The 24,753-nt window shown below is 65.5% G+C and carries 23 protein-coding genes; 15 read left to right on the top strand and 8 right to left on the bottom strand.

The window, feature by feature from the left end:
* Positions 1-63 precede the first annotated feature (63 nt).
* From lexA to holA, 7 genes are all read left to right on the top strand, one after another.
* Positions 64-723, top strand: a complete 660-nt coding sequence (gene lexA, locus ACIBG0_RS16875) for a transcriptional repressor LexA (RefSeq protein WP_397033352.1) — start codon at positions 64-66, stop codon at positions 721-723.
* Between the two features lie 86 nt (positions 724-809).
* A complete protein-coding gene (locus tag ACIBG0_RS16870) occupies positions 810-1,301 on the top strand; it encodes an FBP domain-containing protein (protein ID WP_397033350.1) in 492 nt (163 codons plus the stop codon).
* Positions 1,302-1,539: 238 nt separating this feature from the next.
* Positions 1,540-2,502, top strand: coding sequence for a non-homologous end-joining DNA ligase (gene ligD, locus ACIBG0_RS16865; RefSeq protein ID WP_397033348.1), 963 nt, complete (start codon positions 1,540-1,542; stop codon positions 2,500-2,502).
* A 182-nt stretch (positions 2,503-2,684) separates the two neighbouring features.
* Positions 2,685-3,419 (top strand): SDR family oxidoreductase, encoded by a 735-nt coding sequence (locus ACIBG0_RS16860; protein WP_397033346.1) that lies wholly within the window; start codon positions 2,685-2,687, stop codon positions 3,417-3,419.
* A gap of 144 nt (positions 3,420-3,563) precedes the next feature.
* Complete coding sequence (locus tag ACIBG0_RS16855) at positions 3,564-4,670, top strand: helix-hairpin-helix domain-containing protein (protein ID WP_397033345.1); 1,107 nt, start codon at positions 3,564-3,566, stop codon at positions 4,668-4,670.
* The gene (locus tag ACIBG0_RS16850) at positions 4,667-7,216 is read left to right on the top strand and encodes a ComEC/Rec2 family competence protein (protein WP_397033343.1); all 2,550 of its coding nucleotides are present in this window, start codon (positions 4,667-4,669) and stop codon (positions 7,214-7,216) included. Before ACIBG0_RS16855 ends, ACIBG0_RS16850 begins: the two co-directional genes overlap by 4 nt.
* Before the next feature lie 544 nt (positions 7,217-7,760).
* Positions 7,761-8,732: a DNA polymerase III subunit delta gene (gene holA / locus ACIBG0_RS16845; protein WP_397033341.1), complete on the top strand. Its 972-nt coding sequence runs from the start codon at positions 7,761-7,763 to the stop codon at positions 8,730-8,732.
* Between the two features lie 236 nt (positions 8,733-8,968).
* Here holA and ACIBG0_RS16840 read toward each other — a convergent pair whose 3' ends face one another.
* A complete protein-coding gene (locus ACIBG0_RS16840) occupies positions 8,969-10,039 on the bottom strand; it encodes an aldo/keto reductase (protein WP_397033339.1) in 1,071 nt (356 codons plus the stop codon).
* Positions 10,040-10,162: 123 nt separating this feature from the next.
* On the opposite strand from ACIBG0_RS16840, the gene ACIBG0_RS16835 reads away from it, so the two are divergent.
* The gene (locus ACIBG0_RS16835; RefSeq protein ID WP_397033338.1) at positions 10,163-11,074 is read left to right on the top strand and encodes a helix-turn-helix domain-containing protein; all 912 of its coding nucleotides are present in this window, start codon (positions 10,163-10,165) and stop codon (positions 11,072-11,074) included.
* 49 nt (positions 11,075-11,123) lie between these two features.
* On the opposite strand, the gene ACIBG0_RS16830 is transcribed toward ACIBG0_RS16835, so the two are convergent.
* Both ACIBG0_RS16830 and rpsT read right to left on the bottom strand, forming a co-directional pair.
* Complete coding sequence (locus ACIBG0_RS16830) at positions 11,124-11,369, bottom strand: hypothetical protein (RefSeq protein WP_397033336.1); 246 nt, start codon at positions 11,367-11,369, stop codon at positions 11,124-11,126.
* 348 nt (positions 11,370-11,717) lie between these two features.
* Entirely contained in the window at positions 11,718-11,978 is a 261-nt protein-coding gene (gene rpsT, locus ACIBG0_RS16825; RefSeq protein WP_397033334.1) for a 30S ribosomal protein S20, read from the bottom strand.
* A 433-nt stretch (positions 11,979-12,411) separates the two neighbouring features.
* Between rpsT and ACIBG0_RS16820 the strand changes: the two genes are divergently transcribed.
* The 4 genes from ACIBG0_RS16820 (at position 12,412) to ACIBG0_RS16805 (ending at position 16,862) form a co-directional block, all read left to right on the top strand.
* On the top strand, positions 12,412-14,094 hold the full coding sequence (locus ACIBG0_RS16820; protein ID WP_397033420.1) for a circularly permuted type 2 ATP-grasp protein: 1,683 nt from the start codon (positions 12,412-12,414) through the stop codon (positions 14,092-14,094).
* Positions 14,094-15,068: an alpha-E domain-containing protein gene (locus tag ACIBG0_RS16815; RefSeq protein ID WP_397033332.1), complete on the top strand. Its 975-nt coding sequence runs from the start codon at positions 14,094-14,096 to the stop codon at positions 15,066-15,068. Before ACIBG0_RS16820 ends, ACIBG0_RS16815 begins: the two co-directional genes overlap by 1 nt.
* Complete coding sequence (locus ACIBG0_RS16810; RefSeq protein ID WP_397033330.1) at positions 15,065-15,907, top strand: transglutaminase domain-containing protein; 843 nt, start codon at positions 15,065-15,067, stop codon at positions 15,905-15,907. Before ACIBG0_RS16815 ends, ACIBG0_RS16810 begins: the two co-directional genes overlap by 4 nt.
* Before the next feature lie 166 nt (positions 15,908-16,073).
* Positions 16,074-16,862 carry an aquaporin gene (locus ACIBG0_RS16805; protein WP_397033328.1) on the top strand — a complete coding sequence of 263 codons (789 nt, stop codon included), beginning with the start codon at positions 16,074-16,076 and terminating at the stop codon, positions 16,860-16,862.
* A 7-nt stretch (positions 16,863-16,869) separates the two neighbouring features.
* Here ACIBG0_RS16805 and ACIBG0_RS16800 read toward each other — a convergent pair whose 3' ends face one another.
* Together ACIBG0_RS16800 and ACIBG0_RS16795 are read right to left on the bottom strand one after the other, a co-directional pair.
* Positions 16,870-17,448 carry a type II toxin-antitoxin system PemK/MazF family toxin gene (locus tag ACIBG0_RS16800; protein ID WP_397033326.1) on the bottom strand — a complete coding sequence of 193 codons (579 nt, stop codon included), beginning with the start codon at positions 17,446-17,448 and terminating at the stop codon, positions 16,870-16,872.
* Between the two features lie 72 nt (positions 17,449-17,520).
* Entirely contained in the window at positions 17,521-18,249 is a 729-nt protein-coding gene (locus ACIBG0_RS16795) for a hypothetical protein (protein WP_397033324.1), read from the bottom strand.
* Between the two features lie 65 nt (positions 18,250-18,314).
* Between ACIBG0_RS16795 and ACIBG0_RS16790 the strand changes: the two genes are divergently transcribed.
* The 3 genes from ACIBG0_RS16790 to ACIBG0_RS16780 all read left to right on the top strand — a co-directional run bounded on the left by ACIBG0_RS16790 (position 18,315) and on the right by ACIBG0_RS16780 (position 21,631).
* A complete protein-coding gene (locus ACIBG0_RS16790) occupies positions 18,315-18,968 on the top strand; it encodes a DUF6304 family protein (protein ID WP_397033322.1) in 654 nt (217 codons plus the stop codon).
* 86 nt (positions 18,969-19,054) lie between these two features.
* Complete coding sequence (lepA, locus tag ACIBG0_RS16785; protein WP_397033320.1) at positions 19,055-20,917, top strand: translation elongation factor 4; 1,863 nt, start codon at positions 19,055-19,057, stop codon at positions 20,915-20,917.
* Positions 20,918-21,022: 105 nt separating this feature from the next.
* Positions 21,023-21,631, top strand: a complete 609-nt coding sequence (locus ACIBG0_RS16780; RefSeq protein ID WP_397033318.1) for a Uma2 family endonuclease — start codon at positions 21,023-21,025, stop codon at positions 21,629-21,631.
* 3 nt (positions 21,632-21,634) lie between these two features.
* Here the strand turns inward: ACIBG0_RS16780 and ACIBG0_RS16775 are convergent, their stop codons facing one another.
* The 3 genes from ACIBG0_RS16775 to ACIBG0_RS16765 all read right to left on the bottom strand — a co-directional run bounded on the left by ACIBG0_RS16775 (position 21,635) and on the right by ACIBG0_RS16765 (position 24,441).
* A complete protein-coding gene (locus ACIBG0_RS16775; RefSeq protein ID WP_397033316.1) occupies positions 21,635-23,245 on the bottom strand; it encodes an ATP-binding protein in 1,611 nt (536 codons plus the stop codon).
* A 102-nt stretch (positions 23,246-23,347) separates the two neighbouring features.
* Positions 23,348-24,043, bottom strand: a complete 696-nt coding sequence (locus ACIBG0_RS16770; protein WP_397033314.1) for a response regulator transcription factor — start codon at positions 24,041-24,043, stop codon at positions 23,348-23,350.
* A gap of 26 nt (positions 24,044-24,069) precedes the next feature.
* A complete protein-coding gene (locus tag ACIBG0_RS16765) occupies positions 24,070-24,441 on the bottom strand; it encodes a hypothetical protein (RefSeq protein ID WP_397033312.1) in 372 nt (123 codons plus the stop codon).
* Between the last annotated feature and the right edge of the window lie 312 nt (positions 24,442-24,753).

The raw sequence follows: 24,753 nt of genomic DNA, 5'->3' as shown, positions 1-24,753 counted from the left end.
CGACGCAGCCGGGCCGAGTGTGACAAAGCGGGAATTGTCCGAGCGCACCTCTACGATTCCCGGGTGACCGGATACGACCACGATGCCTTCGAGCATCTCGACACCTCGACCCTGCCGCCGCGCCAGCAGCGGATCCTCGCCACGATCCGGGACTGGGTGCAGCGGTACGGATACCCGCCGAATACCAGGCAGATCGGCGACGCCGTCGGCCTGCGGTCCTCGTCCTCGGTCTCCAAGCATCTGAAGTCCTTGGAGGACAGGGGATTTCTGCGTCGCGGCGAGACCATGTCGCGGCCGATCGATGTGCGCATGTTCCTGCAGGCATCGGTGGTTGCGAAGCAGGCCGAGGATTCGGTCGCGGTTCCGGTCGTCGGTGATATCGCCGCGGGCACGCCCATCCTCGCCGAGGAGCACGCCGACGACATGATGACCCTGCCGCGTGAACTCGTCGGTCGCGGAACGGTTTTCGGGCTGCGCGTGCGCGGCGATTCCATGATCGATGCGGCTATCTGCGACGGCGACCTGGTGGTGATCCGCAAACAGCACGAGGCGCATTCCGGTGACATCGTCGCCGCGATGATCGATGGGGAGGCGACGGTCAAGGTATATCGACGTCGCAACGGGCATGTCTATCTGGAACCGCGCAATCCGGCCTACGACGTGATAGATGGTGACGAGGCGGTGGTGCTCGGAAAGGTGGTGTCGGTGATGCGCCGCGTGTGAACTCGAAATTCCGTTGCCTGGGCTAATGACCAGCTGTAGCGTTCCTTCGGTTTGTCCACCGATCGATCGAAGGAGTCGATGCCGTCATGAAAGCCGTCACCGAACGCGACATCAGGTCGTCGTTCATCAACTGTTCCAAGACGACCGCCAAGAAGCTGCCGGTGCCCCGGGACCTGGACGCGCAACCGTGGGATGACCTGGATTTCCTCGGCTGGAGCGATCCGTCGCTGCCCGGCCGCGGCTACCTCGTTGTGCCGCAGGATGATCGCATCGTCGGCGTCGCGCTGCGCTACGAAACCGGCGGATCCGGGCGGACCCAGATGTGCGCGATCTGCCTGACCGCGCATACCGGTCAGGGCGTGTCGCTGATGACCGCGCACAAGGCGGGCGAATCCGGACGCCGGGGCAACTCGATCGGTACCTATATGTGCACCGATCTGGCCTGTTCGCTCTACGCGCGGGGTAAGCGAACGCCCGCGCTCGGCAACCGGTACCGCGAAGATCTGATCACCGAGGAGACGAAGATCGAGCGGGTTCGGGACAACATGAACGCCTTCGTCACCAGGCTGTCCACCTAGATCCGTCGATTCGGTCCCAGCAATGAAATGGAGGTAGATGCCATGGGCCGACACTCAAAAGAACTCCGGATGCCCAGGATTCCTCTCCGGTTGAGCAGGCCCGGAATCGGTCCGGACCCGCTCATCCGGAGAGGAATCTTTCGATAACCCTCACCTGCCAGACCAGTCGGTATTATTCAGGCTAATTGTCAGCAGCGTTCGAGTTCGCAAGGGGACCGGCGATGGCGACGAGGCGGGTGTGACGAGACTGCCGCGCTATGCGGCGATGCTGGCGCTGGCGGGTGATCTCCCCGGCGACGGTGACCGCTGGGGCTACGAGGTCAAATTCGACGGCATTCGCGCTATCGGATACGTCGACAACGACCTGCGGCTGATCTCGCGCAACGATAAGGACATCTCCGCGGCCTGGCCGGAACTCGCCGATATCGCACCCGGGAGTCCGCGATTCGTCGTCGACGGGGAGGTCGTCACCTTCACGGCCGACGGCCGGACCTCCTTCGAGGCACTGCAGCCACGCATGCACCAGCGCAATCCCGCCATGATCCGAGCTTTGCGGCGGTCCATTCCGGCGACATACCTGATCTTCGATCTACTCCACATCGGCGACCGATCCCTGATCGACCTGCCTTACCAGCAGCGTCGCCAACTGTTGGAACAGCTCGGCCTACGCGGCCCGCATTGGCAGGTTCCCCCGCGATTGCACGGCACCGGCGCCGACGTACTCGCCGAATCGAAACGGCTCGGTCTCGAGGGCGTTCTCTGCAAACGTCTCGACAGCCCCTACCTGCCCGGGCGGCGCAGCCCACTGTGGACCAAAGTCAAAAACATGCGCGACCAGGAGGTCATCATCGTCGGCTGGCGACCGGGAACCGGTAGACGCGCACGCACCATCGGCTCGCTTCTGATGGCAGTGCACGACGACTCCGGAAAGCTCGTCTACATCGGCAATGTCGGCACCGGCTTCACCCAATCCGCCCTCGCCGACCTCCAATCCAAACTCCAACCCCTACAACGCAATACCCCCACCGTGACCGCCGCTGTCCCTGACGCCATCTGGACAAGTCCCACCCTCGTCGGCGAAGTGACTTTCACCGAATGGACCAGCGACGGCCGCCTGCGCCACCCGTCCTGGCGTGGCCTGCGCCCTGACAAATCTCCTGCGGAAGTGAAAGCGCCATTATCGGACGGCGTGCCGAGGTGATCGCCGACGCGGCCACCCGGCTGCACCTCGCGCCGGAGCCGGGCGGGTGGACATGGACGCGCGCGGCCCGGAGCTCGGGGTGAGCAGGAAGACCTGTGGATCGCTGCTGAATTCGCAGTTCGACCGTCGACAAGATGCTCCACGGGGCGATCCGGCCCCGATAGCGAACAGGAGGCAAGCTCATGAAGATCGCAGTCATCGGTACCGGACTCATCGGCTCCCAGGTGGTTCAGAAGCTCACAGCCGCCGGACACGATGCGACCGGGCACTCTCGCTCGACCGGCATCGATCTCGTCACCGGCGACGGACTCGACGAGGCGGTGCACGGCGCCGAGGTCGTCGTCGATGTGGCCAACTCGCCGACCTTCGACGAGGCCTCGCTCGACTTCTTCCGCACCTCGGTGCCCCACCTTTTGGCCGCCGCGCAGGCGGCGGGCGTGCGGCACATCGTGACGCTGTCGATCGTCGGCGTCGACCAAGTGCCCGACCTCGTCTACTACCGAGCCAAGACCCTGCAGGAGGACCTGGTCGAGGCCGCAGCGATCCCGTACTCGATCGTGCGCGCGACTCAGTTCATGGAATTCGTTGTGGCGGCGCTGGATTGGACAACCGACGGGGACGTCGTCCGCTTGCCTTCCACCCCAATTCAGCCCATCAGCTCCGCTGAAGTCGCGGCCGCCGTCGCCGAGGTGGCCGCAGGCGCCCCGCTGCACGGCACCCGCAATATCGGCGGCCCCGAAGTCTTTCCACTCGACGAACTGGGCCGAATCACACTGGAGATGACCGGCGATAACCGCCACGTCGTCACCGACGAGACCGCCGGCCTATTCGCACCGGTCAAAGGCGACGTGCTCACCGCCCCCGAAGGCGCCCACCTCGCCACCACCCACTTCCGCGACTGGCTGCGGTCACGCTGACCAGACCGAACCTTCGGCGGCAGACCTGACGAACGTTCAAAAGGATTGGCGGGGTTATCCACAGGCGCGGAGTTATCAACAGACTTTTTATTTCGCCTGGTCGGCACTGATTCCCGGCCTTGCGGCGGGACTAGCGTCGCCGCCATGTCCCGACATGACGAGCGCGAGCGGATTCGCCGACGACTGACCGTGCTGACCGAGCGAGTCGGTGCCAGCCGAACGATCGGTGCTGGGAGTCCGGCGCGTATCGACCGTGCAAGTGCTGACCTGTGCCGAAGTTCACCGCGGTCGTCGAAGTCCGGAAAACGGTCGGGGCGAAGTAAGCCGCTGGTTCGCGGTGGACGCTGGGATGACGAGGAGTTATCCGAGGCGGTGCAGTCCGATGCCGATTTTTCGTCTACCGAGTCGGCCAGGTCCGATCTCGATGATGAGGAGGACTGGGCGGACGGGGTCGGCGAGGTACGGGCACCGGGTTGGCTGGATGAGCCGCGGCGGCGGTCGGCGTGGCGGGATTATCTTGTGCCCGAACGGTTTCGGGGAACTCGACTGGATCCGGGGTGGCGGGGACTGGTGACGCTCGTCGCGGTCGGACTGGCGGCGGTGGTCGTCGCAGCTGTCGTGGTGTTGCGTGAGCGACCGGTCGCGCAGATGGTGCCGCTGCCGTCCGCGGTGCGTGTCAGCACCGGCACGGTACCGGCTGGGCTGTCCGCCGCAAGCATGGCGGCATCATCCGGTGCGGCTGCGTCGGCTCTGCCGGTAACTACCAGTCCCACAACAGAATTGGTGATCAGCGTGGTCGGTCTCGTCCATCGCGGCGGACTGGTGCGATTGCCCGCTGGGTCGCGGGTCGCCGATGCGCTCACCGCCGCGGGCGGCGCGAGGGACGGCGCGGATCTGAGCGGACTCAACCTCGCACAGCGTCTCCAGGACGGCGACCAGGTGCTCGTTGGTCCGAGCGGTCCGAACCCGGGGCCGCAGCTCGGCAGCACCACGATCAGTGCAAGCGGACGGCCACCGAGCGGCTCGGCGTCGAATTCCTCTGCGGCACATCGCCCATCGAGCAAAATCGACCTCAATACCGCAACCGAAGCCGAACTCGATGCCCTCCCGGGCCTCGGTCCGGTCACTGCTCGTGCAATCGTCACCTGGCGCACCACGAATGGACGATTCACCGATGTCGCCCAACTCGGCGAGGTCGACGGCATCGGCCCGGCACGCCTGGCCCGGCTGCGCGATCTGGTGACGGTATGACGGCATTCGAGGGTGTGGCGGATGGGCAGGGCGATATCGATCGACGGGCTGCCGAGGATGGTGGGTCGTCGGTAGCGGCGGCGGTGCTCGACGCGCGGTTGCTGCCCGCGGCATTGAGTTGTTGGGGCGCAACGATTGTCGCGCTGACGGTGGGATGGGTGGCCGGTTTGTTGCTGGCGTCGGCGCTGGTACTGCTGGCGATCGGGCTCTGGGTGGTGCTGCTGCGCGCGGTAGCCCATCCCAGTGAGCGGTGGCGGGTGGTCGCCGTCGCCGCACTTGCCGCGCTGCTGCTGGGTGCCGGGTTCGCGGTGGCCGGGGCGTGGCGCGAGCATCGGGTCGCGACGCATCCGTTGCGGAACACCGCCACGTCGGTGCGTGTGGTCGTGATACCCAATGATGATCCGAAACCGGTGCGGTCCAGTGCATTCGGAGGCGAGCAGCGGTGGACGGTTCGGGCGCAACTGCGCGAGTATCGGCAGAGCGGTGCGACGGTGCGGGCGGGCGGCACCGTAATGATCCTCGGGTCCGGCGCGGACTGGGGTGAGCTGTTGCCCGGACAGGCGGTGGAGTTCCGTGCCAAGCCGGAGCAGCCGTGGCATCGTGATCTCACCGTCGTCACGCTGCGTGCTCAGGGACCGCCGGTGGTGGTCGGGGCGTTGCCGTGGTGGCAACGGGTCGCCGCGGCGGTGCGCACCGACCTCGCGTCGGCGGCACGCGTACTACCCGAACAGCAAGCAGGGCTGCTGCCCGCGCTGGTGGTCGGTGACACTTCCGCGCTGTCCGACGAAGTCCGCGAGGAGTTCGAAATTGCTGGACTGGAACATATTTGCGTGGTCAGCGGGGCCAATTTCACGATCTTGTTGGCGGTCGTACTCGGTGCGTTGCGGTTGCTCACCCTTGGGCCGCGCGTCGGTGCCGCGGTCGCGGCCGCGGCGTTGCTGATGTTCATCGTTGTGGCACGTCCGGATCCGAGTGTGCTGCGGGCGGGAGCAATGGGAGCGATTACTTTGCTCGCCTTGGTAACCGGTCGCCGCAAGCAGGCACTGCCCGCGCTCTGCACTGCGGTCATCGGTCTGCTCGCGCTGTGGCCGGAACTGGCGGTGCGTGCCGGATTCGGACTGTCGGCACTGGCGACGGCCGGACTGATCCTGTTGGCACCGAGTTGGGCGGACTGGTTGCGCTCTCGCGGCTGGTGGCGGGTGCCAGCCGAGATCGTCGCCGTATCGGCCGCCGCATTCCTAGTGACGACACCGCTCGTGGTCGCGCTGACCGGGCGGCTCAGTGTAGTCGCGATTCTCGCGAATATCCTGGTCGAACCCGTAATCGCACCGGTCACGGTGCTTGGTGCGATCGGCACCGTATTCGCGGCGGCCTGGCCGCCGCTGGCCGAACTGATACTGCGCTGCGCGCAACCGCCCCTGTGGTGGTTGCTGTTCGTGGCCGAACATGCGGCGAACGTGCCGGGCGCGGAGGTCTCAATGCGCGGTGGTCTCACCGGTGGGGCCATCGCCTGTGCTGCAGTAGTTGTCGTTCTGCTGGCATTGCGGTCGGCGATGCTGCGCCGCCTCGCCGCTGCTGTACTGCTCGGTGTCGCGGTCGTGCTGATTCCGGTGCGGGTCTGGCATCCGGGCTGGCCGCCCGCTGGCTGGGTGTTGGCCGTCTGTGATGTCGGTCAGGGTGACGGACTCGCATTATCCGTCGGTAACCGCACGGCTGTGGTCATCGATGTCGGACCGGACCCGCGCATCATGCGCAACTGTCTGAACCGCCTGCGGATCAACCGAATCTCGCTCCTCGTGCTCACCCATCCGCACGCCGACCACATCGCCGGACTGGCCGGCGCCTTACAAGGTCGCACGGTCGATGCCTTGGCGGTCGGGCCCGGCGAACTCTCCGGAACCGCCGCCGACGTCGAATCGGCAAGCACCAGCGACCGCCGAATATCGAATTCGACCAGATCCGAGGTGGATTCAGTGGAGCCAACGGGTGCTTCCCGTGAGCGACTTGCCGAGGAACGGCACGCATCGGTCAGCGGACCGGAGCAAGTCGCCAGTCTCGCATCGCACGCTCACATCCCGGTGCTGGAGCTGTCCTCCGGAGAGGTATTGCGTTTCGGCGCTCTCGAATTGAACGTACTCGCCCCGGCACCACTCGCACACCGCCCGCCCGGCCCACCGAGCGCCGACGATGCCAACGACCGCTCGATCGTCATCGCCGCCACCACACCCGCGGGCCGGATCCTGCTCACCGGCGATATCGAGGCCCCGGCGCAACAACGACTGCTCCACTCGGGCGCTCCCGTACAGGCCGATGTTCTGAAGCTGCCGCACCACGGATCCCGAACGACCACAAAAGAATTCATCGCCGCAGTCCATCCCCGACTCGCCCTGGTCAGCGTAGGTGCCGACAATACCTTCGGCCACCCGAACCCGAGGGTGCTCGCTGATCTGGCCGACCTGGGTGTCGCCGTCGCGCGAACCGATCGACAGGGCGACGTACTGGTCCTGGGTGAGAGCCGTCAGCTGCGAACCCTGACCACCAGATGAGCCAGAACGCCGTCCCGATAATCCGCGCGCCGACACGGACAAGCTGGACCCCTGCGCCGCGTTCGGTCGGGGACCGGTGCGGTCGTGCGGGAGGATGTGTCGCCCTCCATCCTCGGCGTCCGTCGGCCGACCGCGCGCTGAGACGGCGGATCAGAGTTTCTGGTCAGCGGAAATGCGGGCGGTGCCGCATCTCGCCAACCCTGCGCCAACTGCTTTGCAGCGACATCGTCTTCGACGGCAGCTGCGGATCGGACTGGCCTACCTCGCCGCCGACGGTCCGCTGAGCATGTGCAGGCCTTGACGTCGGCATACGCGCCGGTGGCCGGCAGGAGAAGTTCCGGGCGGTGGACAAGGCTGATGTGGGCGGTGCCGTGAAGGCGGCGACCTCGTCGATCCGCCGCGCCTGATCCTCGAGGTCCGCCTGCTGGTCGTGCGGACGTGTCGGTGACGAACCGTAGGATGCTCGCGTGAGCGAGCGTGGCGAGCGAACCAAAGACATACCACCGTCGGACACTACGGAGCCGAGTACTGACGAGGTGCAGTCGTGAGCGAACGGACTGCGGCAGTGCACCTGGTGCTCGGTGATGAAGAGCTGTTGGTGGAACGGGCGATCGCGGGGATTACGGCGCAGGTGCGGGCGGATGCGCCGGACCCCGATGCGGTGCCCGTCGATCGGCTGCGGGCGGGAGATGCCAGCACCGCTGAATTAGCGGAGTTGCTGAGTCCGTCGCTGTTCGCCGAGGATCGGGTGCTTGTGCTCGAGTCGGCGGCGGAGGCCGGTAAGGAGGCGGTCGCGGTTATCACGGCCGCCGCTGGCGACCCGCCTGAAGGCGTCGTGCTCGTGGTGCTGCACTCCGGGGGCGGTCGGGCCAAGGCCCTGGCTCCCGCGCTGCAGAAGTCGGGTGCGCAGGTGCACGATTGCGCCAAGCTGACTAAGGCGGCCGAGCGGGTCGAGTTCGTGCGCGGCGAATTTCGTACTGCCGGGGTGCGGGTTTCGAGCGAGGTCGTGCAGGCGATGCTGGAGGCGGTCGGCTCGGATCTGCGGGAATTGTCAGCGGCCTGTTCGCAATTGGTCGCCGATACCGGCGGCAAGATTGATATCGCCGCCGTGCGCCGCTACTACTCGGGCAAGGCCGAGATCTCGGGTTTCGATGTCGCCGAACTCGCGGTCGCGGGGGATCGACCCGGTGCCATGGAGGCGTTGCGCTGGGCAACCGACCGCGGCGTACCGCATGTGCTGCTCGCCGACGCACTCGCCGACTCCGTCCATACCATCGCCCGCGTTGGCTCCGCGGGCCGCGGTGACCCGTTCAAGTTGGCCCAGCAATTGGGCATGCCGCCCTGGAAGGTGAAGAAAGCTCAGGCCCAAGCACGGGGTTGGAACCAGGCCAGCATCGGCACGGCCATGCAGGTAGTCGCCACATTGAATGCCGACGTCAAGGGTGGCGCCGCCGACGCCACGTACGCCTTGGAACACGCCCTCACACAAATCCTGGACCTGCACTCCGCAAGCTGAGTGGGTGCCACGAATGCAATCGCGCAGGGGCGTGTCTCCGAACGCAGTGGAAAGGCGTTAGTCCACCGTCGACGTCCGTTGAAGGCTCAGCGTGGGCGCAATAGGCAGCCGAGCTGAACCGTAATCCCGGAATTATCGCTCCGTTGCCGCCAGCTTCTCTGGCCATCGAGGCGGCTGAGCTCGGTGTGCGCTGATGGGGTGGGCGAACTGGCTCGCCCACCCCATCGGGTTGAATCTCAGTCGCGGCCTTCGATTTTCAGGTCGCCGAAGGTGACGCCGCGGGTCATCGGACGGGCCAGCATGTCGTGGGGGAAGCCCAGTTCGATCGCGCTGGCTTGTTCGAGCCGGTCCAGCTGGGCGGCATCGAATTCGACCTCGAGTGCTCCGAGGTTGTCCTCCAACTGTGCCGCCGTGCGCGCGCCGATGATCGGTGCCGTGACGCCCGGATTCTGCAGTGTCCAGGCGAGCGCTACCTGTGACGGTGTCTTACCTAGTTGTGCCGCGACATCTTTCACTACGTCGGCGATCACCAGGCCGCGTTCGCTGAGCGATCCGTTGGCGGCGGCCACGTTCTTGCGGGTGCCCTCGGGTGAGCCATCCGCGTCGTGATCCAAATCGGCGCGGCTGTACTTGCCGGTGAGCACGCCGCTGCCGAGCGGCGACCACGGCACCACACCGAGGCCGAGTTCTTGCGCCATCGGAATCAGCTCGCGTTCGACGGTCCGCTCGATCAGGCTGTATTCGATCTGCAGCGCGATCAGCGGGGACCAGCCGCGCAGGTCTGCGATGGTCTGCATGCGTGCGACCTGCCAGGCCGGTGCGTCGGATATGCCGACATAGAGCACCTTGCCGGCGCGGACCAGATCGTCCATCGCGCGCAGGATTTCCTCGACCGGGGTCAGGAAGTCCCAGGCGTGCAGGTACAGCAGATCGATGTAGTCGGTATTCAGCCGACGCAGACTGGCCTCCACCGAACCGACCATGCTCTTGCGGTGATTACCGCCGGAGTTGGGATCGGTGGGGCTGCGCAGCATCGTGTATTTCGTTGCCAGCACCAGACTTTCGCGATTAGCGGCACTGAACTCGCCGAGCAACTGCTCGGAGGTGCCGTTGGTGTACTGGCTCGCGGTATCGATGAAGTTGCCGCCGCGCTCGACATAGGTGTCGAAGATCTTGCGGGCCTCGTCCTTATCGGCGCCCCAACCCCAATCGGCGCCGAACGTCATGGTTCCGAGGGATAGCGGAGACACCCGAAGACCCGAGCGGCCGAGCAACCGGTAGGTATCGAGGGTGCGGGCTCCGGACATGTCGTGCTCCTGTCGTTCGTACTTCGTTTCCGGTGCCTTCGAGTCTGGAACGGTTCGAGAGCTCGGGTAAGGGAAGGTCTTTCCTGGGAAGGCCAGTCCTAGTCAGCCGTAAGATCGAGGGCAATGACGAGCACGGTGAATGCGACACAGCGGAGCGAGCTCAGGCACGCAAGCGGTAGCCTGCGCGACCACGCAGGGCCGGGGAGCTCCACGAATTGGGCACAAGCACTCGCGGAGTTCCTGCGCGCTCGGCGTGAGCGCTTGAATCCCGACGATCTGGGTCTGCCCCCGCGCAAACAGGCTCGGCGCACCCCGGGCCTGCGCCGTGAGGAAGTCGCCGAGTTGGCGGGTGTGAGCACCGACTACATCGTGCGGCTGGAACAGGGACGCGGATTACGCCCATCCGCGGACGTTCTGGAAGCGCTCGCCCGCGCGCTTCGCCTGGACACCGACGAGCGCGCCTACCTCTTCGACCTGGCCCAGCAGCGCCAGCCCAATGCCGGAAAACCGAGCACCGTCCCCGCGCCCGCGCTGGAGCTGCTGGTGCACGATCTGTCGCCGCTGCCGGCGATGCTGATCAACCACCGCTACGACATCCTGGCGTGGAATCCGGAAATGGCGCGGTTGGTCGTCGACTTCGGCGCCCTCCCGCCCCGGCAGCGCAACTCCATGTGGCTGTGCCTTTTGGATCCCGCGATGCGGGATTTCTACTGCGATCGGGATCGGATCATTCGCGCGGGCGTGGCCGATCTGCGCGCCGCGTGGGCGGCCCATCCGGACGATCAGGAACTGGCCGATCTGATCGCCGAGTTCACCGCACGCAGCGAAGAGTTCGCGCAGGGGTGGGCCAGGCACGACGTCCGGGTGCAGGGGCGCGGGGAGAAGCCGCTGCGCCACCCGGAGGTCGGGCCGCTGGTGGTCAATTTCGAAGTACTCATGCCGCTGCAGGATCCGGATCAGCGCATCATCATCTACCGCGCGGCCGATGCGGACTCCCAGGCCGCCCTGGACCGGCTGAACGGCGACGTGGATTGAGTACTCAGCGATCCGCACCCGCTCGGTGCGGGTGCGGATTCGCGGGGTTCTATTCGACCGAGCTGAGAACCAGCTCGATGTCGTCTTCGGACTCCTCGTACCGGCCCTCCCACTCCTCGTAGACCGGAATTTCCTCGTCCCGGGTGACGATCCACTCCAGCGAGTAGCCGCCTTCCTCATCGGGGACCATGACGTTCTCGATCTTCAGTCCGATGCCTAGGACCTCGGCTGCGCGGATGATGTCCGGCAGATCTTCGGAGCGAACCGGCGTCTGATTGGCGTACACGGTAACCATGCGCCGAATCGTAGCGGGAACCTCCGACATGTCGCTGCCCGATCCGCATTCGGCTCGAGGAGTGGGATGCCGCGATGACCTGCGGATGCTGGCATGACCGCCACTTTCCTGCCGATTTGCCAGGACAGTCTCGATGACACGGCACCTGCCGGGACGGTTCCGCTCAGCGCCCAGGGAGCGGCATCGCCACCGCGGCAGAAGATTGCTGAACTATTGCTGAAGAAATATCCGAATCCAGCCCACCGAACCGAAAAAGTGATCCTCGCAATAGCCGATCGGGACGACAAAAGCCGCCGTGGTCATCGTGGCCACGGCGGCTGCGTCAACGTATGGACGGTAGCGGTGCGATCAGAGCTTGTTCAGGCCCAGCGCGAGAGCCGACTTCTTGTTGGCGGCCTGGTTGGCGTGGATGACGCCCTTGGAAGCGGCCTTGTCCAGCTTGCGGCTGGCGCTGACGACCAGACCGGTGGCCTTCTCCTTGTCACCGGCCGCGAAGGCCTCCCGGACCTTGCGGATCTCGGTGCGCAGCTCGGACTTGACCGACTGGTTACGCAAGCGCGCCGCCTCGTTGGTGCGGATCCGCTTCATCTGGGACTTGATGTTGGCCACGCCTGTTTCCTCGTGTTCCTGTCGCTGGTGGACTGTGCTGAAAAGTTCGCGAGCGCGCGTTGACAACCGGAGTAATCAGGTAACGCGACGCCGAAGATCGAGGGTACCAGTCGCCGCGTCGCAGGCGAAATCACCACGGCCCCGGCACGCGAAATAGCCACCGCGCGAACGGCTCGACCGACAACGCTACCGACCGCGGTAAGCGCGCCTAACCGGGTTGATGATGCAAGAAATTTACTTGCGTCTCACATGGCATCGATGCTGCGTGTAGCACGATTTTCGCATGACTCCCGCCTCGCCGCTACGTTCGGCACGATCCCCCGCCCCGGCCCGTGGCAGGTCGAACGGGCATGCGAACGGCAACGGCACAGCAACCACATCCGGACTATTCCAGGGCTACCGACCCGGTCGGTACGTGGACGCCTTCGACGAGATGTTCGACAGCCAGGGCCGGGTGCGTCAGCCATATAAGGGAATCTTCTCCGCGCTCGCGCCCATCGACGTGGCCGACCTCGCGGCCCGTTCGGACGCACTCGATCGCGCCTTCATCGATCAGGGCATCACCTTCTCGCTATCCGGACAGGAGCGGCCCTTCCCACTCGATCTGGTGCCTCGGGTGATCGCGGCCGCCGAATGGACCAAGCTGGAGCGCGGGATCAAGCAGCGGGTCACGGCGCTGGAGCTGTTCCTCGCCGATGTCTACGGCGAGCAGAACATCCTGCGCGACGAGGTCATCCCCAAGCGGCTGGTTACCTCATGTCAGCACTTCCACCGCGAGGCCGCCGGTCTGGTGCCGCCGAACGGGGTGCGCATCCATGTGGCGGGTATCGATCTGATCCGCGACGAGCGCGGCGATTTCCGGGTGCTCGAGGACAATCTGCGCGCACCGTCCGGGGTTTCCTATGTCATGGAGAACCGGCGCACCATGGCGCGGGTCTTCCCGGATCTGTTCTCCTCGCACCGGGTCCGTGCGGTCGGCGACTATCCGACCCATCTACTGGCCGCGCTGCGCGCCTCGGCCGCGCCGAATGAGGCGGATCCGACGGTCGTCGTACTCACGCCCGGCGTCTACAACTCGGCCTACTTCGAACATTCGCTACTGGCCAGGCAGATGGGGGTGGAACTGGTCGAGGGCCGCGACCTGTTCTGCCGCGACAATGTCGTCTATATGCGGACGACAGCGGGAGAGCGTCAGGTGGATGTGATCTATCGCCGCATCGATGACACCTTCCTCGACCCCATGCACTTCCGGCCCGATTCGGTGCTCGGCGTCGCCGGACTGGTGAATGCGGCCCGGGCGGGCAATGTGGTCATCTCCAGCGCGATCGGCAACGGCGTCGGCGACGACAAGCTGACCTATGCGTATGTGCCGACGATCATCGAGTACTACCTCGCCGAGAAACCGGTACTGCCCAATGTCGACACCTATCGCTGCTGGCTCGACGACGAGCGCGAAGAGGTGCTCGACCGCATCGATGAATTGGTGATCAAACCTGTCGAAGGGTCCGGCGGTTACGGCATCGTGATCGGCCCGGTGGCGGCGCCACGGGAATTGGCGGCGATCCGGCGCAAGATCAAGTCGGATCCGCGGGGCTGGATCGCCCAGCCGCTGGTGCAGCTGTCCACCGTGCCGACCAAGATCGGCAACGAACTCGTTCCGCGCCACGTCGACCTGCGGCCATTCGCGGTCAACGATGGTGACGACATCTGGGTGCTGCCGGGCGGTTTGACGCGGGTGGCATTGCCGGAGGGGTCGCTGGTCGTCAATTCCAGTCAGGGCGGCGGCAGTAAGGACACCTGGGTGCTGGCCGGGCGCGCCTCGCCCGCCGACCGTGAGCTCGCGGGCGAGGAGTTGGTGAGCGACCCACCGCAGTCCGATCAACGCGAGGTCGGCCCGGAATTGACCCCGACGCAGTCGAATCAGCAACAACAGCAGCAACAACAGGAGCAGCGGCTGGGATCGATGCGGCAGAGTCAGCGGAAGTTCGGTGGGCCCGGATCCGACCGACAACAGCTCGGTGTGCCCGGGCAAATCCAGCAGCTCGCCGCGCCGCGCCGAATCCGCCAGCAGTCCGGGTCCGGGCCCGACCAGCGACAAGGCGGGGGAATGCGCTGATGCTGGCCCGCAACGCCGAATCCCTCTATTGGATCGGACGATACGTCGAGCGTGCCGACGACACCGCGCGCATCCTCGACGTCGCGGTGCATCAGTTGCTCGAGGATGCCACGGTGGATCCGGATCGCACCTCGCGACTTCTTTTGCGAGTGTTGGGAATCGAGCCGCCCGCGGTGGAACTAGATGTCTGGTCGGTCACCGACCTGGTGGCCTTCAGCCGCGACCATGGCAATTCCATTGTCGACTCGATCGCCAACGCCCGCGAAAATGCCAGGGGTGCACGGGAAGTCACCTCCAGCGAGATGTGGGAGTGCCTGAACGCCACCTATATCGGGCTGACGGCCACCGAGAAGGCCGCCCGCAGTCTGGGCCCGCACGAATTCTTTCACTACATCAAGGGTCGGGCGGCGATGTTCGCCGGACTCTCCGACTCCACGCTCAGCCGCGACGACGGTTACCGCTTCCTGCTGCTCGGTCGTTCCATCGAACGCGTGGATATGACCGTGCGCCTGCTGCTTTCGCGCGCGGGCGACCGCACCTCGTCACCGGCCTGGGTGACCGTATTGCGCTCGGCCGGTGCGCACGACACCTATTTACGCACCCACCGCGGCGCACTGGACGCCCATCTGGTCGCCGAATTCATCCTGCTCGACCGGCTTTTCCCGCGTTCGGTCTTCCATTCGGTACGGGTGGCCGAGGCCTGCCTCGCCGAACTCGATCAGCGCCCGACCAGCCGGGTCGGTGCGCGCCACGAGGCTCAGCGGCTGCTCGGTAGGGCCCGCAGCGAGCTCGAATTCCTGCCGCCCGGTGCGCTGCTGGAGGATCTGCAGAATCGCCTGCTTTCGCTGCAGAAGACCTGTCGCGAGGTCAGCGAGGCGATCGCGCTCCAGTACTTCCACGCCGCGCCATGGGTGGCCTGGACCGATCAGCGTGGCAGTCAAGATAACCATGCGCAGGTGGAGGGAGAGCTGTGAGCTGGCGAATCAGGGTAGTGCACACCACCGGTTATGTTTACGACGCCCCGGTCACCCGGTCGTTCAACGAGGCTCGGCTCACTCCGCGCGCGGATAGTAGGCAGAACGTCATCCTGAATCGGGTCGAGACGGTGCCCTCCACCCGGTCCTATCGTTATACCGACTACTGGGGCACCGCGGTCACGTCCTTCGATCTGCACGCCCCGCATACCGAATTGGAGGTCACCGGGTCCTCGGTGGTGGAGACCGAACCGTTCGCCGGTCCGGCCGAGGAGTTCTCCTGGGAGGAATTGCACTCCGCACACATCGGTGACCGTTTCGACGAAATGCTCTCGCCCACCGCCTATGTGCCGCAGAGCAAGAAACTGGCCGCTATCGCGAAACAGCTCGCGCGCGGTGTGCCGCCCGCGAAAGCCGTTGTGCGTGCGGCAGAATGGGTGCACGGCGAAATGCATTACATCGCGGGTACCACCTCGGTGCACACCTCCGCCGTACAGGCCTTCGCCGAACGTCAAGGCGTATGCCAGGATTACGCGCATCTGACCCTGGTTTTATTGCGCAGTATGGGGATTCCGAGCCGCTACGTCTCCGGATATCTGCATCCCGATCCGGCGGCCGAGATCAATACGACCGTCGCGGGGCAATCGCACGCCTGGATCGAGGCGTGGACCGGTGCGTGGTGGGGCTACGACCCGACCAATAATATCGCCATCAACGAACAGCACATTTCTGTTGGCGTCGGCCGCGACTATGCCGATGTGCCGCCGCTCAAGGGCATTTTCTCCGGCAGCGGTTCGACCGATCTGGAGGTCGTAGTGGAGATCACCAGGCTCGCCTAGCGCCGCACCGCCGTAGCGATCGCTTGCGGGTCGGTCGAAAGGGTCAGCGTTGTAGTGCTCACTCGTCTCGCGTAACGTCCAGTTTCATATCAGCCGTGATTTTCGTAGCAGGTCCCAGGTAGAAGCCCCGTTCATAAGGGGAAGATCCTCTCGGAAGGTGGCGCGTATGTCTCCCACTGCTCAGGAAGTCGTCGAGGAAGTCACCGAACTGGAGCCGACGCCGGAGGCCAAGAAGTGGGCCGCCGAAACGCTCGGCACATTCGTGCTGGTCATGAGCGGTGTCGGCACCGCGGTACTGGCCGGTGAGCGCGTCGGTGCGCTTGGCATAGCACTGGCCTTCGGCTTATCCCTGCTGTTTCTGGTCTACGCGATCGGGCCGATCTCCGGCTGCCACGTGAATCCGGCCGTGACCGTCGGGCAGTTGCTGCTCGGCAGGCTTTCGGTGATCTCCGCGGTCGGTTATGTGATCGCGCAACTGATCGGTGGGTTCCTGGCCGGACTCGTGCTGTTCGCGATCGCCAAGAATCTGCCCTCCTACGACCGTGCGGTCAACGGGCTCGGTGCGAACGGCTGGGGTAAGCACAGTCCGTCCGCGGTGCGCGGTCCGCTCGGACAGGTGGTGATCGAGAACGGCTACGGCCTGTCCGCGACGATCATCATCGAGGTCATGCTGACCGCGCTGCTGGTATTCGTGGTGCTGGCCTCCACCGACCAGATCTCCGATATTCCGCTGGCCGGACTGTCGATCGGCGTCACGCTCGCGGTCATCCACCTGATCTCGATCCCGGTGGACAACACCTCGGTGAATCCGGCCCGCAGCCTCGCCGTCGCCTTCTACCAGGACGGCGCCGGACCCCAGGTCTGGGTCTTCGTAGTGTTCCCGCTCATCGGCGGCGTGCTCGGTGCTTTGATCTACGGCCTACTGTTCGGCCGTTCCCGGGAAATGGTGTCTTGAATTCCGATCAATGCCAAGCGTATTCGGCGCATAGCCGGTGGGCGACCAGGTCGAAGGTCTTGCGGGCCAGGATCGCGCCTTCGCGGCGGATGCCGTCTTCCGGGACGTCGAGTACCCGATCGAGGCGGACCCAGCTCGGCCTGCCTTCGTGATCCCAACTGCCGCTGCCGATTCCGACCCAGTCGCGATCGTGGGCGCGCTCCGGATTCGACGACAGCATCAGCCCGAGCAGGGTCCGGCGGTCGCGGCCGACGACGAGCACCGGGCGATCCTTGCCGTTGTTCGGATCCTCTTCGAAGGGCACCCAGGTCCACACGATCTCGCCCGGATCGGCGCGGCCGTCCAACTGCGGGCAGTAGACGATCTGCCTGGCCCGCTCGGCGGTCGGTACCGGGGTCGATGCGGTCGGTCGGATCGCGACCGCTGGCGCCTTACGCGTCGCCAGCGACCCGACCGCGCGCTCGAGCAGCGATGAGCGCTGCAGCTTGTCGACCAGCTTCGGTCCCTGCTGCTTGACGATCTTGGGCCCCTGCTCCTTCGCGATGAGGCCTAACTGCTTGCCGAGCGTGTTCCAAGTTCGGGCCATCCTTGGATGGTAACGGCGCGATCTCGAGTTCTCATCAGCACTGTCTACCGCCCGGTAGCGCGTGTTCGCGCCTCAGGCGCCGGTCCGCTGCCGCGTCCGTGTCGAAAATGGTTGCAGCACAGGATATCTGCTGGTCGAGACGGTATCGAGGTTGCGATCCGCGCCGATCCGGGTGACCGAGTCGAGCATGCGTCGCACCCGGTCCTGGAACTCGTCCGCGTCGCGCGCGCCGTACCAGACCAGTGGATCGGTGAGTGCCGCCGCCGGAAACTGTTCCTCGACAATGGCATCGATGGCGGGCGCGCCCGGTGTGATCGCCCGGACCACCACGTTCTGGGTATAGCCGAATGTCGATTGCGTCTCGATGGCCACCGCGGTATGCCGTCCCTGCCAGTCGCCCAGCCATTGTTCCCGGGTGAGTTCGGCGGGCTTGCGCAGGAAGGCGAGGTTGCCGAAGCCCTCGGTGCGGGTGGGGACCGAATCATCGAGCCGCAGCGGCACCGACTCGGTCACCAGGTAGCCGTGTGTCGCGGTGGCGAATTCGGCGAGAATGTCGGCCGCGGCCGCGGCCTCGGGACCGTAGCTCTGTTCGACCCAGATCGTGACCGCCGCCGCGATCGGCGGGTCCAGCGTCACCATGCGCATCAGTGCGGTCTGGACTTCCGCATCGCGGACATAGACGGTGACACCCGCGACCCCGAGGTCGACCAGTTGCCCGGCCACCGTGGTGCGCAGCGATTCGCACCATGACTCGGTCGCCTCGGCATCGGATCGACGCAGGACGAAAACCAATTTCTCCACCCACCGAAAATACGGCGAATTCTTGGTTAGAGTCGGGCAATTCGTCGCGGGAGAAGGATCCAGCTGTGCAACCGCAGGTTTTTCCAGGGACCTACACCGACGAGCACGGTACCGAGCACATCATGTGGCGGATCGGGCCATCTCGGCACTGGGGTCCGAACCGGTTCGATATCCGCACAGTCATCCGTGGCGTTCCGGTGGCGGGTCCGGACTTCGACGCGCTGGGTCCCTATGACAAGACCGCAGCGCTTCGGGTCGGACTTCCCGTCGACGAGTGGGATGCCATCTCGGGCTGTGCCTTCTCCGGCGAACTGCCCTGCTCGGTGCAGGCGCACGACCAGCGGCGACCCGGTGTGATCCATTTCCGGCTGACACTGCCGCCAGGCGGGGTAGGGGAGTCGCTCGAACTCGCCATCGACATCGACGGGCTGACCTACCAGGGCACCGACAGATATTTCGAGGACGCGCTGTTCCGGCTCGGACAGCAGTTCCCGGACGATGTCCGTCTGCTCTCCTGCATTACCTGCCTGTTCTCCGACTACTCGCCGTACGGCCACGGCCTCACCGGCATGTGGTGTCACCGCGATGCCAAGGACCAGTACCTCGCGGTCCGCACCAAGGACGACTATTTCGAGGTGCCGGTGACCGAGCAGGTGCCCGAGACCTACCTGTGCACCGACTACAGGCACCGCATTCCGGGCACCGGCTATCGCGGCTGAACAGTGGTACGAAACCCACAACGGTGAACCGCTGACAGTGCCGCTACCTCGCGCATGGGACGATAGACGGCAGTTTGCCGATACCCATGAGGAGTGGAGTGCCCGCCAGCTTCGCCGACACGACGTTCACCGATCCCGCCCGGATCCGGAACTTCTGCATCATCGCGCACATCGACCACGGCAAGTCGACGCTGGCCGACCGCATGCTGCAGCTCACCGGTGTGGTCGAGGAGCGGGCGATGCGCGCCCAATACCTGGACCGGATGGATATCGAGCGCGAGCGCGGCATCACCATCAAAGCCCAGAATGTGCGGCTGCCCTGGCAGGTCGAAGGCACCGACTATGTACTGCATCTGATCGATACACCCGGCCACGTCGACTTCACCTACGAAGTGTCGCGTGCGCTCGAGGCGTGCGAAGGTGCGGTGCTGCTGGTCGACGCGGCGCAGGGCATCGAGGCGCAGACACTGGCGAATCTGTACCTGGCGCTGGACAAGGATCTGACGATCATCCCGGTGCTGAACAAGATCGACCTGCCCGCCGCCGATCCGGACCGCTACGCCGCCGAGATCGCCCATATCGTCGGCTGCGAACCCGATGACGTGCTGCGGGTCTCCGGTAAGACCGGTGTCGGTGTGGCGGAGCTGCTGAACGAGGTCATCAAGCAGGTGCCCCCGCCGGTCGGCGATCCGGACGCACCCGCGCGCGCCATGATCTTCGACTCGGTCTATGACACCTATCGCGGCGTGGTCACCTACGTCCGTGTGGTGGACGGCAAGATCATTCCGCGCGAGAAGATCAAGATGATGTCCACCGGTGCGACACACGAGTTGCTCGAAGTCGGCATCGTGTCCCCGGAGCCCAAGCCCACCCAGGGCCTCGGCGTCGGCGAGGTCGGTTATCTCATCACCGGCGTGAAGGATGTGCGCCAGTCGAAGGTCGGCGATACCGTGACCTCCGCGCGCGGCGGTGCCAGCGAACCGCTCACCGGCTATCGCGAGCCGCGGCCGATGGTGTACTCGGGTTTGTACCCGGTCGACGGCTCGGACTATCCGGACCTGCGCGACGCGCTCGACAAGCTCCAGCTCAACGACGCCGCGCTGACCTACGAGCCGGAGACCTCGGTGGCGCTCGGCTTCGGTTTCCGCTGCGGCTTCCTCGGCCTGCTGCATATGGAGATCACCCGCGAGCGCCTACAGCGCGAATTCGATCTGGACCTGATCTCGACCGCGCCCAATGTCGTCTACAAGGTGGAGATGGAAGACGGCAGCGAGCACGTCGTCACCAACCCGTCCTACTGGCCGGAGGGCAAGGTGCGCCATGTGTACGAGCCGGTGGTGAAGTGCACCGTCATCTCGCCGAGCGAATTCATCGGTTCGATCATGGAGCTGTGCCAGGGTCGCCGCGGCGAACTCGGTGGCATGGACTATCTGTCCGAGACCCGGGTCGAGCTGCGCTACACCATGCCGATGGCGGAGATCATCTTCGACTTCTTCGACTCGCTGAAGTCACGCACCCGCGGCTATGCCAGCCTCGACTACGAGGAGTCGGGCGTGCAGGAGTCGCATCTGGTGAAGGTCGACATTCTGCTGCAGGGCGAGGCGGTGGACGCGTTCAGCGCGATCGTGCACCGCGACGCCGCCCAGGCCTATGGCAACAAGATGACCACCAAACTGCGCGAACTCATTCCGCGCCAGCAGTTCGAGGTGCCCATCCAGGCCGCCATCGGCTCGAAGATCATTGCCCGCGAGAACATCCGCGCTATCCGCAAGGACGTGCTCGCCAAGTGCTACGGCGGTGACATCAGCCGTAAGCGCAAACTGCTCGAGAAGCAGAAGGAGGGCAAGAAGCGCATGAAGACCATCGGCCGCGTGGACGTCCCCCAGGAAGCTTTCGTAGCCGCCCTCTCCTCCGACGCCGCCTCCGATAAACCGAAGGGGCAGAAATAGATTCGCCACTCCGGCGGCGTCGGCACACTGCGGGATAGTGCCTCTCAGGGAACGACCATGAGGCAGGATCCGTTGTCAGGTGGGCAGAAACCGAGGATGCGGGCTGTGACTGTGCCGCACGACGACCCGACTCTTGTATCGGAGGAGGGGCCCATCCGCACGACTGAGTTCGAGTCGATCGCTCGTGCCGTCGAGCGTGAGGCCGAAGGCGTGCAGGTTGAGCTCATCGGCGGACGACTGGGGGTCAAACGTGCGCCCGATGGCGACCATGGCCGGATACTCAACTGGCTGCTCCTGCTGCTGATGCCGTTGAACCCGGGACGATTTCTCCATGTCATCGGGCAGGGCTTGGCAGTCGGGTCGTACCGCAAGGGGCGAGCTCGTCCTGACGGCATTCTGGCGCCACCTGATGCGTTCGCTGGCGCGGGTGAGTGGGCCGCACCGGATGCCGTGGTGATGACGGTGGAAGTCACCTCTCATGATTCCGACACCAACCGGCGCGATCGAATTGACAAGCCGATCGCCTATGCGCGAGCTGGGATTCCGCTCTATCTGCTCATCGATCGCGAGGCCGGCAAGGTAGTCGTGCACAGCCAGCCCGATGCAGATGGCTACCAGGACGTGCACAGCTACGCATTCGGGCGCGCGGTGAGCCTGCCGGAGCCGGTCGGCATCGCGTTCGATACCGAATCGCTCAAAGATATGGGCGACTGAGCCTCAGCCACCGTCCAGGGCGGCGATTCGGACGCGCAGGCGGACACCCCCCAGTGGGCTGCGGTCGAGTTCAGCTGTGCCGGAATGGAGTTCGGCTTGTTGTCGCACGAGAGCGAGGCCAAGGCCGGAGCCGGGGGAACCCGGGCCTTTGACGAAGCGGTCGAAGGCGGCGGGGCGCAGGGTTTCGGGGATGCCGGTGCCGTCGTCGTCGATGGTGATTTCGATTGTGCCGGAGTCGGCGCGGTGGGCGGCGATCGTGACGGTGTTCGCCTGACCGTGCTGGACGGCGTTGGCGACTGCATTGGTGACGATGAGCATGAGTCCACCCGGTAGCCCGTTCACTGCGGTCGGGGTGCATTCGGTGAGATCGATGCTGACCTCGGGGTGTCGGCGGCGGGCGTCTTGTACCGCGCGGTCGAGGGTTTCGCACAGTTCGAAGGGTTCGAAGGCGTCGGATTCGGTTAGTTCGCCGACCGCGAGTTGTTCCAGATCGGTCAGGGTGTTCTCGATCTGGCGCTCAGCGAGCAGAACATCGGCGAGTACCGCGCGGTGCTGATCGGCGGGTAATTCCTTGGTGGCCAGGACTTCCAGGTCGGTACGCATCGCGGTGAGCGGTGTGCGCAACTCATGGGCGCAGACCGCGGCGAAGTCTCTGGCGCTGGCGAGTGCGCGATTGGTGTCGCCGTGTGCCGCCTCCAGTCGGGTGAGCATGCGGGTGATGGCATCGGAAAGTTCCTCCGCCTCACGGGCTCCGCGACCGCTCAGCGGCGGGAGCTGCTCCAGGGTGTCGATGCCGTGCGTAGCGGCGGCCAGTCTGCGCAGTGGACGTGCGGCGTAACCGGCAAGGAACCAGCCGAGCACCGCGGCGAGCAGCACGCCCGCGATGCCGATCCCGACGCCGATCAACTGGCTGCGACGGATGGCCGAATCCACCAGTGCGCGATCGGGTTCGAGTCGGACCACTAACCCGGGCGCGCCTGCGACAACGGTGCGGACGTCACCGGGGCCCACGATCACGCGCCCGGGTACGGCAGGATCTAGTGGGGGCAGGGGGATGTCGGGCCCTAGTTGCGGGGCGGCGATTGCGGGATCCGATTGCGCGGTGGTGATTGCAGGTCGCGATTGCGGGACGGGGATCGCGGGACCCGGTCGCGGGGCAGGGGTTGCGGGATCGGGTTGTGGGGTGGTGATTGCGGGACTTGGTTGCGGGGCAGGGGTTGCCGGTTCGGGTTGTGGGGTGGTGATTGCAGGTCCCGATTGCGGGGCGGGGATCGCGGGACTTGACTGCGGGGCGGGGGTTGCCGGACCAGGTTGCGGGATGGCGATTGGCGGACCAGGTTGCGGGGCGCCGATGGTGGGATCTAGTTGCGGTGTGGGGCGGGTCTGTGGATCGGGGAGGGTTCGAATCACTACGTGCGGTGGCGTATCCAGTGGTGGTGCGATGGCGACGCCCATGGTCGAGACCGTGTCGTCGAACTGACGGGAACCGGTGGCGTCGAGAAGTGCCGTGTAGGCGATGCCGAGCGTGACCGCGACAAGCGCCGCGACCACCCCCGACACCAGCGCCACACGAGCGCGCAACGACAGGGACACTTTGGCTTTCGCAGACTTCACTGTCCGGCTCCACCGACTCGTCGGCGCTCGGGTCGTTGTGCTGGAATCGACGCCGCTGCTCGCTCACGATTGCGCTGCTCGCTCATGATTCCTCCGTAGCGCTCATGATTCCTCCCGCAGTACGAATCCCACCCCACGCACCGTATGGATAACCCGAGACGCACCGTGCGCCTCCAACTTCCGCCGCAGATAGGAGACGAACACATCCACCACATTGGTGTCGGTGCTGAAGTCGTAACCCCAGACCGCGGAGAGGATCTGCTCGCGGCTGAGCACGATGCCGATGTTCTCGGCCAGCAGTGCGAGCACCTCGAATTCCCGTTTGGTCAGCTCCACTTGCTGTCCGCTCGCGAAAACCCGATGCCCGGCCCGATCGATGCGCACCTGACCGACTTGGCGTTGGTCGTCACCGGACGGCCGGATCAGCGCGGGTCGACGCCGCAGCAACGCATGCAGGCGCGCGACGAGTTCGCCGAGGTCGAAGGGTTTGGTCAGGTAATCATCGGCCCCGCGCTCCAGGGCGGCGATGCGATCGCTGACCGCGGTGCGCGCGCTCAGCACACAGATCGGAATGTCGTTGCCCATCGCACGCAATGCCGTAACCACGCCAGCCCCATCCAGATTCGGCATATTCACATCGAGCACCATGGCGTCCGGCTCGGCGCTGCGGACCATCGACAGCGCCTCGGCGCCATCCCCCGCAGTGACCACGTCGAAGTCCGAGAGTTCGAGCCCCCGCCGCAGCGAGGCGAGAACTCGAACCTCGTCGTCCACGACCAAGATGCGTTGTCCGGTCATGGGGCCACCATAGAGCCGCCCCTCGGTCAGCTGCCGCTACTGCCGCTCGGCGCAGGACGGGCGGGCTGGATGTATACGACGCCGGGTCGAGCCGGTTCGCCGGGCCGGCCAGGCGCCACGATGACCGGTCCGGACGGATCGATATCCGGGCAGCCGGGCGGTGCGACGAGCGGCGGCAGCGGTGCGTCCGGAGCGCCGAGGCCTCGACGCTCCTGGATCACCACGTGGGGCTCGCCCGGGCCCTGCACGACGCACGTCACCGTCAGGTCCCCGTCGTCCGGCAGCGGCGGATGGGCCCAGGCGGCTCCTGCGACCAGCGCGGTCGCGGTGACGGCGAATGCGGTACCCGTGACGATCGTGGCAATGCGGGCTCGGCCGCGTCCGAGGGGTGCGGTCATGATGCGATCTCCTTCGCGTCGGTGCCGGGGCTGTTCCGGCGAGAACGACGCTAAGCAGCGCAACTTCACCATCTCTTGAGCAATCATTAGAAATCTCTTGCGGCGCAGCCAACTCGGGCTGTACGTGTGGTCGCCGACGAGTTAGTCTCGTCGACACGGTTTCGGGCCGCGGGTTCGGAGCGCTCGAGCAGGTCCGATGGCAACACCGGCCCCAGTTCGGGGTGCCCGCAGAAACAGGGCTTCCGTTCTGGTTTTTCCAATGGCAAGGTTATGTTGCTCGTCACAGTCGTATGCTCTGCGGACCTGCAGAAT

Source organism: Nocardia sp. NPDC050630 (assembly GCF_044457245.1).
Classification (GTDB): domain Bacteria; phylum Actinomycetota; class Actinomycetes; order Mycobacteriales; family Mycobacteriaceae; genus Nocardia.
The sequence above is the reverse complement of the archived record's forward strand: the minus strand, read 5'-3'. Positions and strand labels throughout refer to the sequence as shown.

Coding starts and splice junctions, on each gene's coding strand:
- lepA (WP_397033320.1), top strand. CDS start 19,055: ATGAGGAGTGGAGTGCCCGCCAGCTTCGCCGACACGACGTTCACCGAT.
- ACIBG0_RS16860 (WP_397033346.1), top strand. CDS start 2,685: ATGAAGATCGCAGTCATCGGTACCGGACTCATCGGCTCCCAGGTGGTT.
- ACIBG0_RS16840 (WP_397033339.1), bottom strand. CDS start 10,039: ATGTCCGGAGCCCGCACCCTCGATACCTACCGGTTGCTCGGCCGCTCG.
- ACIBG0_RS16835 (WP_397033338.1), top strand. CDS start 10,163: ATGACGAGCACGGTGAATGCGACACAGCGGAGCGAGCTCAGGCACGCA.
- ACIBG0_RS16805 (WP_397033328.1), top strand. CDS start 16,074: ATGTCTCCCACTGCTCAGGAAGTCGTCGAGGAAGTCACCGAACTGGAG.
- ACIBG0_RS16765 (WP_397033312.1), bottom strand. CDS start 24,441: ATGACCGCACCCCTCGGACGCGGCCGAGCCCGCATTGCCACGATCGTC.
- ACIBG0_RS16770 (WP_397033314.1), bottom strand. CDS start 24,043: ATGACCGGACAACGCATCTTGGTCGTGGACGACGAGGTTCGAGTTCTC.
- ACIBG0_RS16820 (WP_397033420.1), top strand. CDS start 12,412: ATGTTCGACAGCCAGGGCCGGGTGCGTCAGCCATATAAGGGAATCTTC.
- ACIBG0_RS16830 (WP_397033336.1), bottom strand. CDS start 11,369: ATGGTTACCGTGTACGCCAATCAGACGCCGGTTCGCTCCGAAGATCTG.
- ACIBG0_RS16855 (WP_397033345.1), top strand. CDS start 3,564: ATGTCCCGACATGACGAGCGCGAGCGGATTCGCCGACGACTGACCGTG.
- ACIBG0_RS16815 (WP_397033332.1), top strand. CDS start 14,094: ATGCTGGCCCGCAACGCCGAATCCCTCTATTGGATCGGACGATACGTC.
- ACIBG0_RS16850 (WP_397033343.1), top strand. CDS start 4,667: ATGACGGCATTCGAGGGTGTGGCGGATGGGCAGGGCGATATCGATCGA.
- ACIBG0_RS16800 (WP_397033326.1), bottom strand. CDS start 17,448: ATGGCCCGAACTTGGAACACGCTCGGCAAGCAGTTAGGCCTCATCGCG.
- ACIBG0_RS16870 (WP_397033350.1), top strand. CDS start 810: ATGAAAGCCGTCACCGAACGCGACATCAGGTCGTCGTTCATCAACTGT.